Source organism: Fictibacillus phosphorivorans, from assembly GCF_023715845.1.
In the GTDB taxonomy this organism is placed as follows: Bacteria; Bacillota; Bacilli; order Bacillales; family Fictibacillaceae; genus Fictibacillus; species Fictibacillus phosphorivorans_D.
Window position 1 is genome coordinate 54,924 of sequence record NZ_JAMBOR010000019.1, and the last position, 12,787, is coordinate 67,710.

Below are 12,787 nucleotides of genomic sequence, written 5' to 3' on the forward strand. Positions count from 1 at the left end.
AGCGAGGTGAAAGATATGAATCAGCATAGTTTACAGATTAAAAACTTAAGAGTTTCTTTTCATAAAAATAAAGAACGGACAACAGCTGTTAGTGATGTAAGTCTTCAAATCGAAAAAGGACAGACCGTTGCTCTGATCGGAGAATCGGGTTCAGGCAAAAGTATTACCTCTCTTTCCATCCTGCAGCTCCTTCCTCCAAATGGTGAGATAGAGAAGGGTACTATCACTTTTAATGGGAAAGAACTTCTCAAAATGACGGAAAAGGAAATGCGAAAAATTCGTGGCAATGAAATCTCAATGATCTTTCAAGATGCTATCGCCTCTTTGAATCCCGGGATGAAAGTTGGCGTGCAGATTACAGAAGGACTTAAATATCACAAGCTGGTCCCAAAAGAAGAGCTTAAAACAGAAGCACTTCAATTACTGGAACAAGTCGGTTTTAAAAATCCGGCCCAGGTCTATAACCAATACCCTGATCAGCTTTCTGGAGGTATGAAACAGCGCATTTTGATTGCAATGGCTATTTCATGTAAACCAAAGCTGATTATTGCAGACGAACCGACCACTTCTCTAGACGTTACGATTCAGAGGCAAGTACTCGACTTAATCGATCATTATAAAACAGATCTAGATGCTTCTGTTCTGCTGATCACCCACGATTTTGGGGTAGTCGCTGAATATGCCGATTGGGTTTATGTCATGTTAGGCGGTCATATAGTTGAGTCTGCCGATGTTTATACGACCTTTAGAAACCCACTACACCCCTATACAAAAGCGTTAATTGGAAGTATTCCCAATCCGGAGAACGGACAGGAACGGCTGAAAAGCATTCAAGATTATACATTTGAAGATACCGGCTATGAGGGGAGAAAGTTTGCTCCTGCAACGTACACCTATGAAAGCAGTTCTTTTGATGCTCCTTCTTCATTAGTAGAAGTAGAACCCATGCATTATGTCCGGTTTTATGAGGATGAAAGGAAGGTAGTTACCATTGGATAAACTACTTGTAAGAGCACAGAATCTATCAAAATATTTTACAGACAGCACAGGTGTTCATAAAGCAGTGGATGGCGTCTCACTAAACATCCATCGCGGAGAAACTCTTGGCGTTGTGGGGGAATCTGGTTCTGGAAAAACAACGCTCGGAAGAACCCTCATGCGATTATATAAACCAGAACACGGACAGATCTGGTTTGACGGTAAGGAAATAACGAAACTAAATGACAATAAACTCAGACCCTACAGAAGAGAAATACAAATGATTTTTCAAAACCCATATGAATCGCTCAGCCCGCGTTTAACAGTTGGAGAAATTCTTGAGGAACCTCTTTATATCCAAAAAATAGGGACAAAAAAAGAGCGGATGGACAGAGCATTAAGTATGCTTGAAAAGGTCGGCCTTTCTCGGAATTCGTATCGACGAAAGATTCACGAGTTTTCTGGAGGACAGCGTCAAAGGATTGGAATCGCACGCGCTTTAATGCTCGAGCCGAAGTTCGTTATAGCCGATGAGCCCGTTTCCGCACTTGATGTTTCTGTTCAAGCTCAAGTGTTGAATCTATTAAAAGATTTGCAGGTGGAGATGAACCTTACATGCCTGTTCATATCTCATGACTTAAGCGTCGTCCATTACATGAGTGACCGTGTAGCAGTTATGTATCTAGGACATTTAATAGAATTGGCTCCTAAAGAAGAGCTGTATCGCAATCCGATACACCCTTATACAAAGTCTCTGCTGTCTTCTATACCTGTACCGGACCCAGATCGGCGCAATCCATATCGCGAACCGATCAACCTGCCAGAAAAACCGCTTTATCCCCCTCAGCTCGTCCATGTCGGAAATGAACATTATGTGTCGGCTAATATGATTCAAATAAAAGATTTTGCGATTAAAAGTACAGAAAGACAAGTGAGCTATATATAAAAAAGTGAAAGACAGGCTGGTGGCCAGTCTTTCTTTATTCTCTTTTCTTCTTTAAACCCTATTTTGTTCTCAATGTGTTTTTATCTTCATCGAAAAGTTGACAGGAGTGCAAGGTAGGGAAAATCCTATTAGCGCATAGAGGCAGGAGGCTCACCGCACGCCCCGCGGAAAGCGAGCATCCTGGAACGGAAGCACTTCCATAAATCCTCTTATTAAAAAACCCTGCAGGATGACATAACATCACCTTGCAGGGCTTAAACCTTTTAGTTTTCTTGTACTTCTTTACGATTTTTCTTAAAGATCTTCGACAGTACTTCATACACGATAGGTACGATAATCAGTGTTAACAACGTAGAACTTGTTAATCCGCCGATTACGGTTATCGCAAGACCTTTCGAGATCAGACCGCCACCGCCTGAGCCAATCGCTAATGGGATTAATGCTCCGATCGTCGCGATTGCTGTCATCAGAATCGGACGGAGACGCGTTGCCCCCGCTTCGAGGACTGCTTCTCGCATACTCATTCCATCACGTTCCATATGAATGATGCGGTCTACTAATACGATAGCGTTCGTTACTACGATACCGATCAGCATCAATAGTCCCATCATGACAGATACAGAGATGGTTTCACCAGCGATCAATAAGCCAACGAATGAGCCAATTACTGCAAACGGAAGCGAGAACAGGATCGCAAATGGCGCAACACCTTCACGGAAGGTTACAACAAGGATGAAGTACACGATTGCGATTGCGGCAAGCATCGCTGCTCCTAGCTGTGTAAATGTTTCCGTCATATCCGCTTGTACACCTGCAACACCAACGGTAACACCTTTAGGCAGATCGAGCTTATCGATCTCTTTTTGAACTTCAGATGTTGCTTTTGAAATATCATCGACTATTGCTTTACCTGAAACCGTGGCAAAGTATTCCCCTTTGCTTCGGTCAAGTGTATTAAGTGTTGTTCCTTCTTCAACCTTTACTAATTCAGATAATGGCATTGTCGTACCAAGCGCTGTTGGCACTTGTCTTGCCAAAATATCATCGACTGATTTGGGCTGTTTCGTTTGTTCTTGCTGAACAATAACATCTAGCGTGTCACCATCTTTTTCAATCTTCGTTAAAACATCTTTCGTTTGCGAAGGATTAAGCATCATAACGATCTGACCTGTTGTCAGTCCGTATTTTAGCAGTTCATTCTGATCAACCTTGAATGTATGTTCAACGAACGCTTCTTTGGCACTTGAAGTAACATCTTCTACATGTTTATTCTTCTGCATGACGGCTTCAGCCATTTTTACAGCTTTATTCAGCTTATTTAAATCTTCGCTGTAGAAGGTATAGCTGACTTCGTTCTCAGCACCTGACATCGAAGAGAAGTTTTGACTCTTCCACTCTCCTGATTGACCGATATCAGCTACATAATCTTCTATTTCATCACGTACTTCAGGGAAGTTCTCCATCTCCGGATCAAAGATCAGGTACATTAATGCACCGCCTGCTCCGCCGCCAGCCATAGCCATCATCGGATCAGCATTTTCCGTTACAGAGATTTGGACGATATCGATATCATCACGTTTAAGCATTTTTTCTTCTAATTCTTCAACATTTGCCAGGGTTTCTTCCTTAAGCTCACCAGCTTTTGGTGTGTAGGTTAAATACATCACTTTATCTTCTTCACTGCCCATGAAGCTGAAGCCGATTATTGGCGTTAACGCTAAGCTTCCTGCTAATAAAATAACAGCTAACAGTGAAGTGATGATTTTATGATTAAGAGATCTGTTTAAGATTCCTTTGTACCAGTTTGACAGTTTACCAGCTTCTTTATGACTTCCTTCTGTTTTCTCACCATATAGCTTCTTTTTGAACAAGAAGTGAGATAAGGCGGGTACAATTGTAATCGCAACGATCAATGATGCGCCCAGCGCAAATGTCATCGTTAGTGCGAATGGTGCAAACAATTCTCCGACCATTCCCCCAACAAAGATAAGCGGTGCGAATACAGCGACTGTTACCAATGTTGACGACAGGATCGGCTTGAACATTTCGATGGTTGCTTCACGAATTAACGCGCGTCCATTTAACTTTTCCTCTTTTAAGTGCAAACGTCGGTATATATTCTCGACGACAACGATGGAGTCATCGATTACACGTCCGATCGCGACTGTAATCGCACCGAGTGTCATGATGTTCAAGGTAATATCCATCCAGTTAAGAATCAATAATGCCATGAAAATTGATACCGGAATTGAAATGATCGAAATAATCGTTGATTTAAAATCACGCAGGAATAATAGGATGATCAATACCGCGATCAATCCGCCGAATACTGCTTTTTCGATCATCGTTGCTACAGAATCTTCTATCGGTTTTCCTTGGTCCAGAGATATATCAATGACTAGACCATCGATTTTAGACTTTTCTTCTTTTATTAACTTTTTAACACTGTTTACAACATCAACCGTGTTAGCTTGCTGTTCTTTCACGATTTGTATGGCAATCGCATCATCCCCATTCGTACGGGAGACTGACTCTACTTTTCCGACTGTTTTGATATCAGCAATGTCACTAAGCTTTACAAACGGGGTTGGGTTTTCTGCAGATGGTGTAACAGGAATCATCATGTTCTTCAGTTCTTCTGTAGTCATGAACTTTCCGTCTACTGATACTGCTTCTTCACCCTCTTCAAACTCATAAAGCCCTAAAGAGACTGCCATGTTGCTTGCCTGAATCATTTCTTTTACCTTTTCTTCGGTTAGATCGTACTCAGACATTTTAGCTTTGTTATAAGTAAGGTCCACTTCTTCAATATGCTGACCTGTAATTTTTGCTGAAGCGACGCCATCAATCTTCTCGATCTTCGGAAGAATGATCTCTTCTACCGTTGAAGTTAATTCAACGATATCTTCTTTTGTACTGCTGACACTAAGTGCAGCTACAGGCATCATGTTCATGCTGATCGCTGTAACTGTGGGTTCTTCTGCTTCTTCAGGCAGATTCACTGTGTCTAATGCAGATTGCAGTTGACGTTTTGCTTCATCCATATCTATGCCGTATTCATATTCCACTTGGATGTTTGACATATTAGCATACGAATTCGAATAAACAGCTTTTACGTCTTCAAGTCCTTCCACTGCTTTTTCGATTGGCATGGATACGTCTTCCATCACCTTCTCTGGAGTCGCTCCAGGATAAACGTCCATAACCGTTAAGTAAGGAATCGAAACATCCGGAATCGTTTCCATATTCATTCTTGTCCCTGAATAGATACCTGATACTGTTATAATGATGGTAAGCAGCCAAACGGCTAATTTATTCATCAGGACAAAATTAACTAAACCTTTCATTAGTCCACCAACCCCTAATTGACTTATCAAACTCAATTACTTATACTAATGACTGTTCGGTCATTTGTCAACGAATTCTATTAGGAGCGATGAAATGAGTAAAAAACAATTGATCATGGAGAGTGCTTTAGAACTTTTTGCAAAACAAGGCTTTGAAGCGACATCCGTACAACAGATAACCGAGCACGCTGGTATCTCAAAAGGTGCTTTTTACATAGCTTTCAAGTCAAAAGACGAATTGATCATTGGACTGATCGATCATTTCTTATTGGAATTCATTTCAGAAATTGACCATGTAGTCAAAAATCAAAATGATGACCACAAACTATTAAACGAATTTTATACAGCGGCGTTTCATTCTTTTCAAAAGCATTCGGATTTCGCAAAAATTTTTATTAAAGAACAGACTCAAACCGTTAACGAAGATCTCATTTCTAAAATGCATCATTATGACAAGTTGATTGATAAGATTATTTTACAAATGCTCGAACGACTGTATGGTGAAGATATCAGATCCACAAAATATGATCTGATCTTCTGTGTAAAAGGATTCATAAACACTTATGCACACCTATTCTTGTTCTTTAACGTTCCTTTTAATCTGAGCTTATTGAGCCAGTCACTTGCTGAGAAGACCTATTTACTTGCTAGGCATTCTGAGATTACATTCATTTCAGAAGAGCTTTATCAAACATTGAATGAACCATGGGACGAAAACATTACGGAAGAGCAGATCATCGAGATCATTGAACAAAAAATAGAAGAAGTCGAAGAGTCAACTGTGCGTGAGTCCTTAATGCTTCTGAAACAGCATGTCCAAGAGCCCAGCCTCAGCCAGGTGATTGTAAAAGGACTGTTAGCAAACCTTAAAGATCACCCTAACTGCAAACAGATTTCATATCTTCTTCGGAATTATCTAGGTTTATAAACGAAAAAAATCCTCCTATTGCAGGAGGATTTTTATTTTGGGCTCACGATTGCTTTACGCTTCATTAACCCGTTTTATCTTTTTTTCAGCTCTTCCACAATCAGCTTATTTACTAGCGGCGGATTAGCTTTTCCTTTTGTTTCTTTCATCACTTGTCCGACTAGGAATCCGACTGCTTTTTCTTTTCCGTCTTTGTAGTCAGCGACAGACTGTTCATTTTTATCCAAGATCTTCACAACGATCTCACGGATAGCACCTTCATCAGAAATCTGAACTAGCCCTTTTTCTTTTACGATCTTTTCAGCATCGCCACCATTTTCGATCAACTCTTTGAAAACGGTTTTGGCAATCTTATTAGAAATCGTTCCGTTGCCGATCAATTTAATCATGCCGGCAAGTCCATCTGCCGTAAGAGCGGTTTGATGCAGTTCTTTTCCTTCGTTGTTCAAGTAGGCGCTCACTTCTCCCATGATCCAGTTAGATGCTTGTTTCGGATCGGCACCCGCTTCGATCGTGCCTTCAAAGAAATCAGCCATCTCTTTTGTCATCGTTAGAACTTTTGCATCGTATTCAGGAAGTCCGAATTCCCCAACATAACGTTTCTGACGTGCATCAGGGAGTTCTGGAATCTCTGACTTCACTCGTTCCATCCACTCATCATCGATAAAGATGGAAACAAGGTCAGGTTCAGGGAAGTAACGATAGTCATCAGAACCTTCTTTTACTCGCATCAAGATGGTAGTCTTTGAAGCTTCATCATAACGGCGTGTCTCTTGAAGGATTTCTCCTCCACTTGAAACGACTTCACGCTGGCGCTTCTCTTCGTGTTCAAGCCCTTTTTGAACGAATGCAAAGGAGTTTAAGTTCTTAAGCTCTGCTTTTGTTCCAAACTCCTCTTGTCCGACGGGCCGGATCGAGATGTTCGCATCACAGCGCAATGAACCTTCTTCCATCTTACAATCGGAGACACCTGTATATTGAATGATCGCTTTTAATTTTTCTAAGTACGCATACGCTTCTTCTGGCGTGCGGATATCCGGCTCAGACACGATCTCGACGAGCGGCGTTCCTTGTCGGTTCAAATCTACAAGTGAGCCGTCTGCCGTGTGAGTCAGCTTTCCTGCATCTTCTTCCATATGGATGCGTGTAATTCCGATTTTCTTTTTGTTTCCGTTAACTTCGATTTCGATCCAACCATGTTCACCGATTGGTTTATCAAACTGTGATACTTGGTATGCTTTCGGGTTATCTGGATAAAAATAGTTTTTGCGGTCAAATTTCGTTTCTCGATTGATCTCACAGTTGAGTGCGAGTGCTGCACGCATCGCAAAATCAACTGCTTGATGGTTCACGACAGGCAGTACGCCTGGATGTCCAAGACAGATCGGACACACATTCGTGTTCGGCGGCGCACCAAAGTTAGTAGAACAGCCGCAGAAAATCTTAGAGTTTGTTTTTAATTCTACGTGTACTTCTAATCCAATAATCGTTTCAAATTCGCTCATTCTCTGCACCCCCTACAACTTCGGCTTCGCTTTGTGATGTTCTGTTGCCTGTTCAAACGCATGAGCTACTTTATAAATAGTTGCTTCGTCAAAATGCTTACCGATGATCTGAAGTCCGATCGGCAGTCCGCCTGAGAATCCACAAGGTACGGAAATCGCAGGTACACCAGCCAAGTTCACTGGAATCGTTAAAATATCGTTCATGTACATCGTTAACGGATCTTTCGTCATCGCTCCACATTTGAATGAAGCTGATGGCGTTGTTGGTCCGATGATGACATCATACTTTTCAAAGACGTTTGTAAAGTCTTCTTTGATCAATGTACGTACCTTTTGTGCTTTTTTATAATACGCAACGTAATACCCTGAGCTCAACGCAAACGTACCAAGCATGATACGGCGTTTTACTTCTTCACCAAAACCTTCACTGCGTGACTGCTTGTACATATCGATCAGGTTGTTGCTGTTGTCTGAACGAAGTCCGTAACGTACACCGTCAAAACGGGAAAGATTCGCTGATGCTTCAGATGAAGACAGCAGATAATAAGTAGCTAAGGCATAGCGTGAATGCGGAAGTGATACTTCTTCCCACGTTGCACCTAATCCTTCAAGCACCTTCAGAGCTTCCATTACGCGCTCTTTAACGCCAGGCTCAACGCCTTCACCAAGGTATTCTTTAGGAACACCAATTTTCAATCCTTTAACTTCGCCTGTTAGTGAAGCTAGATAATCTGGGATATCCACTTTTGCAGATGTGGAGTCCATCGGATCGTTCCCTGCAATCGCCTGCAACAAGTACGCATTGTCTTCTACGTTTGTTGTGATCGGTCCGATCTGATCAAGGGATGACGCAAAGGCTACAAGACCGTAACGGGATACAAGGCCATATGTAGGTTTCAATCCTACTACACCACAAAAAGCGGCAGGCTGTCGGATAGATCCGCCTGTATCAGATCCCAGTGAAAAGAGGACTTCCCCTGCTGAAACAGCAGCTGCTGACGCTCCTGATGATCCCCCTGGCACACAAGAAAGATCCCACGGATTATGCGTCGGATAGAAGCCTGAGTTTTCATTGGAAGATCCCATGGCAAACTCGTCCATGTTCAGCTTACCCATCATAATCGTATCTGCTTCTGTTAAACGCTCAACAACAGTCGAGTCATAGATCGGTTCGAAATTCTCTAGAATTCTTGATGCACAAGTCGTACGAATACCTTTTGTTACGATATTATCCTTAATCCCGATCGGCATGCCAAATAACAGTCCTCTGTCAGCACCGGAAACGAGTTTTTCATCCAATTGTTTTGCTTTAATGCGGCTATATTCTTCATTTAACGTTAAAAAAGCTCTTACTTGATCATCAACTTGATGGATGCGGTCAAACGACGCGTCCACAATGTCCGTTACACTCAATTCTTTTGTATGTAGTAATTGATGCAGTTCTGAAATCTTTTTATCTAAAATCGACATACGTGGTCTTTCCTCCTACTCCAAAATGTTCGGAACTTTAAACTGGCCGTCTTTTTGTGCGGGTGCATTCTTCATCGCTTCATCAACGGAAACAGAATTTCGCACCTCATCTTCACGAAGTATATTCTTCATCTCCAGTACGTGTGTAGTCGGCTCCACGTTATCTGTGTCGAGTTCATTTAGTTCTTCTGCAAACCCGATAATTTTATCTAACTGCTCAGTCAGCATTTCGGCTTCTTCATCCGTAACCGCTAATCTGGCTAAATGTGCTACGTGTTTCACTTGATCCTTCGAAATACGAGACAAACCTGACACCTCCAAGACTTCTTATACAAAAGTATTATTCTGATGATAACAAAAAGCTCGGTATATAGGCAACTTGGGAAGGAAGATTCATGAGAATAATCTTGATTGAGAGGGAGGTTTAGGTCAGTTTGGTATGGAATTAGGTTTAATTTGGAATTATTAGGTCTTCTTTTAAAAATATAGGTCTCTCGACAAAATTCACCAAACTCAACGCTCAACACAAAAAAACCGACTCAAAACGGATCGGTTTTGAATCGGCCTTATCTTTAGATACCCCACTCATGAAGTTCTAAACGACGTACGCCTTCCTTCACGTAAGGATCTTCTTGGGCTAATGTCTGTGCTTCTTCTAAAGTATCAGTTTTATAGATGACCATGCCCCCTGAACCATCGACGAATGGACCTTTGAGATGCACTTTATCCTGTTCCACCAAGTTTTGCAGATAATTCAGATGAGCCTGACGATACTCTTGATTCAGTTCCGGTTTTTCCATATGTAAAATTGCTGCGAAGAATGCCATGTGAATAACCTCCTTTGATACGTTTATCTTACTATACTCCTTCTCGTTCCCCAAAAGAAAAACATCCGGTGTTATCCGGATGCATCAATCTTTTCCATAGCTTGTATCTTTCGTTGGATGGCGAAGCACGCCTTCTTTAGGTGGAGCTTTTTTTTCGATCAATTCCCGGTTCATGTTCAAGTTCCATCCGATATCATTCGTAGGATGCACCCACTCATCTCCTGCCATCACTTCCGGGTCTGTATCTGTGCTCCAATTATTAAGCGGAGAATTTTCCGAATCATAAAAGCTGTCCCCGATTACAACACCATGTTCATTAACGAATGGTGCCTGCATTTTCATACCTGTCTCTTTAAAGTCTGGTGAACTGATCTGATGCGGCATCGTATCATCCAGATCGACTTCGGGCAGATTCTTCTTTTGCTTCTTGTCTTTATCTTTTGACATCTCATACACCTGCTTCCTTAATGTTATATGATTAACTTCTCCTGAAGCGGGGTGTATAATCCATCATTTGTGTCATAGAAGTTGATTTTCGCTTCTGCACGAAGAAGCGTCGATTTCTGTCGAGAAATGTAAACTCGTGGATAAAACCTAAAAATTTTTGGATTCAGGGGTAAAACTCGTGGATTGAGCTTGAAATTTCGTGGATTCATAGGTGAAATTTGTGGATTAGACTACTTTCAGTGGCAAAATATAAAAAACCCTTTCTCAGAAGAGAAAGGGTCACAAATTTTGATTATAGTGTTTCTGAAGTTGTTTTTGCTTGCATGTGAAGGATTAGGTAGTCAGGTCCTCCTGCTTTTGAGTCAGTTCCAGACATGTTGAATCCGCCGAACGGCTGGTATCCAACAATCGCACCTGTACATCCACGGTTAATGTAGAAGTTACCTACGTGGAACTCTTCACGCGCGCGTTCGATGTTTTCACGGTTGTTTGAAAGAAGTGCACCAGTCAGACCGTATTCTGTGTTGTTTGCGATTTCCATCATGTGATCGAAGTCACGTGCTTTACAAATCGCTACAACTGGTCCAAAGATTTCTTCTTGCATCAAACGAGCTTTTTCATCTACATCGGCAAAGATAGTCGGCTGGATGAAGTAACCTTTGGAGTCGTCTCCCTCTCCACCAGTCATTAGACGGCCCTCTTCTTTTCCGATTTCAATGTACTTCATGATCTTGTTATAAGAAGCTTGGTCGATTACCGGCCCCATGTATGTTTCAACTTCTTCAGGGTTGCCCACTTTAAGTGTTTTCGTAAGAGCTACAACTTTTTCTAAAACTTCATCGTAAACGTCTTGGTGGATAACTGCACGTGATCCCGCAGAACATTTTTGTCCAGAGAATCCGAATGCAGAGTAAACGATTGAGCTTGCTGCTAATTCAAGATCAGCATCACGGTCAACAACCACTGTGTCTTTTCCGCCCATTTCAGCAATGACACGCTTAAGCCAGATTTGGCCAGGGTGTACTTTGGCTGCGCGCTCATAAATACGGCAACCTACTTCACGAGAACCTGTGAATGATACGAAACGCGTTTTTGGGTGGTCTACAAGGTAGTCACCGATTTCAGCTCCGCTACCAGGAACATAGTTAAGTACGCCTGCAGGAAGACCTGCTTCTTCCATCACTTGAACGAACATTGCAGCGATAACTGGAGTTGAGTTAGCTGGCTTCAATAATACAGTGTTACCAGATACGAACGCAGCTGCTGCAGTCCCTGCCATAATCGCAAACGGGAAGTTGAATGGAGAGATAACGATACCTACTCCTAGTGGAATGTAATTAAATTTATTGATTTCACCATCGCGGCTTACAACTGGCTGACCAGCTTTAAGCTTAATCGCTTGGCGACCATAGTATTCTAAAAAGTCGATTGCTTCAGCTGTATCAGCGTCTGCTTCTTTCCATGGCTTACCTGCTTCTTTAGTAAGCATAGCGGAGAATTCATATTTACGGCGGCGGATGATCGCTGCTGCGCGGAACAAAATGTTCGCACGGTGTTCAGGATCCCACTTTTTCCAAGACTCAAAAGCTGTTAATGCAGCTTGCATAGCTTGCTCAGCGTGATCTTGAGTCGCTTTTGAAACAGATCCAATCACTTCTTCTTTGTTAGCTGGATTTATAGAAACAATCTTTTCATCTGTCGTGATTTTCTCACTGCCGATAACAAGCGGAAACTCTTGTCCAAGCTTGGAATTGATAACCTTCAAGCCTGCTTCATAAGCTTCCTTGTTCGCAGGAACTGAAAAATCCATAAATGGTTCATGACGGTATTCACGTGTCATAATAAATTCCCCTCCTAAATAAAGCGTTTTCAAAATTGGTTTTCCCACCGTTCATTCTACATGAACCTATCCAATTGTTCAAACAAACAGAAAATAGTCAGAATTCTTTATTTTCAGGGGGTTTACAGTTTTTCTGCATGTTCTTTCTTTTGGGTGAATGAATAGTACTCATCTAACTGCTTTTTGGATGAATTTTGATAAGAAAACGAATATTTATGCTTTTTTAAAAGCGATAGTGGGATGTGGAATATGTTGAGGGAATTGGTGGGAATACGAACTGTATTACGGTACGTGTTCTTTTATTTATTACACGTTCGCTCAAAAAACTTGAGTTTCGCTCAAAACCACCTTACTTACGCTCAAGATTGTCTCTTTTTTAAATTAGTCTTAAAAGTGGAGACATCCTTGTGAGAATTCTTTATACTTAAACAAAACTAATTTAGGGGACGTGTCCACATGAAAAGAAAGTCTTTAGAGTACCGAGAATATGTCGCGAAGC

10 protein-coding genes are annotated in these 12,787 nt (G+C 41.6%); 3 read left to right on the forward strand and 7 right to left on the reverse strand.

Annotated elements, in window-relative coordinates; genetic code table 11:
• Positions 1-15 precede the first annotated feature (15 nt).
• Both M3206_RS14455 and M3206_RS14460 read left to right on the forward strand, forming a co-directional pair.
• Positions 16-999 (forward strand): ABC transporter ATP-binding protein, encoded by a 984-nt coding sequence (locus tag M3206_RS14455; RefSeq protein ID WP_251313233.1) that lies wholly within the window; start codon positions 16-18, stop codon positions 997-999.
• Positions 992-1,924, forward strand: a complete 933-nt coding sequence (locus tag M3206_RS14460; protein ID WP_251313235.1) for an ABC transporter ATP-binding protein — start codon at positions 992-994, stop codon at positions 1,922-1,924. The genes M3206_RS14455 and M3206_RS14460 overlap by 8 nt, the downstream gene beginning before the upstream one ends.
• Before the next feature lie 263 nt (positions 1,925-2,187).
• Here M3206_RS14460 and M3206_RS14465 read toward each other — a convergent pair whose 3' ends face one another.
• The gene (locus M3206_RS14465; protein WP_251313237.1) at positions 2,188-5,271 is read right to left on the reverse strand and encodes an efflux RND transporter permease subunit; all 3,084 of its coding nucleotides are present in this window, start codon (positions 5,269-5,271) and stop codon (positions 2,188-2,190) included.
• Positions 5,272-5,365: 94 nt separating this feature from the next.
• Between M3206_RS14465 and M3206_RS14470 the strand changes: the two genes are divergently transcribed.
• Complete coding sequence (locus M3206_RS14470) at positions 5,366-6,199, forward strand: TetR/AcrR family transcriptional regulator (RefSeq protein ID WP_251313239.1); 834 nt, start codon at positions 5,366-5,368, stop codon at positions 6,197-6,199.
• 74 nt (positions 6,200-6,273) lie between these two features.
• On the opposite strand, the gene gatB is transcribed toward M3206_RS14470, so the two are convergent.
• From gatB to pruA, 6 genes are all read right to left on the reverse strand, one after another.
• Entirely contained in the window at positions 6,274-7,704 is a 1,431-nt protein-coding gene (gene gatB / locus M3206_RS14475) for an Asp-tRNA(Asn)/Glu-tRNA(Gln) amidotransferase subunit GatB (protein WP_251313240.1), read from the reverse strand.
• Positions 7,705-7,716: 12 nt separating this feature from the next.
• Positions 7,717-9,174, reverse strand: coding sequence for an Asp-tRNA(Asn)/Glu-tRNA(Gln) amidotransferase subunit GatA (gene gatA / locus M3206_RS14480; protein ID WP_251313243.1), 1,458 nt, complete (start codon positions 9,172-9,174; stop codon positions 7,717-7,719).
• A 15-nt stretch (positions 9,175-9,189) separates the two neighbouring features.
• Entirely contained in the window at positions 9,190-9,480 is a 291-nt protein-coding gene (gatC, locus tag M3206_RS14485; RefSeq protein WP_251313244.1) for an Asp-tRNA(Asn)/Glu-tRNA(Gln) amidotransferase subunit GatC, read from the reverse strand.
• Positions 9,481-9,746: 266 nt separating this feature from the next.
• Complete coding sequence (locus tag M3206_RS14490) at positions 9,747-10,001, reverse strand: YciI family protein (protein ID WP_251313245.1); 255 nt, start codon at positions 9,999-10,001, stop codon at positions 9,747-9,749.
• Between the two features lie 84 nt (positions 10,002-10,085).
• Positions 10,086-10,448 carry a DUF3905 domain-containing protein gene (locus M3206_RS14495; protein ID WP_251313247.1) on the reverse strand — a complete coding sequence of 121 codons (363 nt, stop codon included), beginning with the start codon at positions 10,446-10,448 and terminating at the stop codon, positions 10,086-10,088.
• Positions 10,449-10,740: 292 nt separating this feature from the next.
• Positions 10,741-12,288 carry an L-glutamate gamma-semialdehyde dehydrogenase gene (gene pruA / locus M3206_RS14500; protein WP_251313248.1) on the reverse strand — a complete coding sequence of 516 codons (1,548 nt, stop codon included), beginning with the start codon at positions 12,286-12,288 and terminating at the stop codon, positions 10,741-10,743.
• Positions 12,289-12,787: the final 499 nt, after the last annotated feature.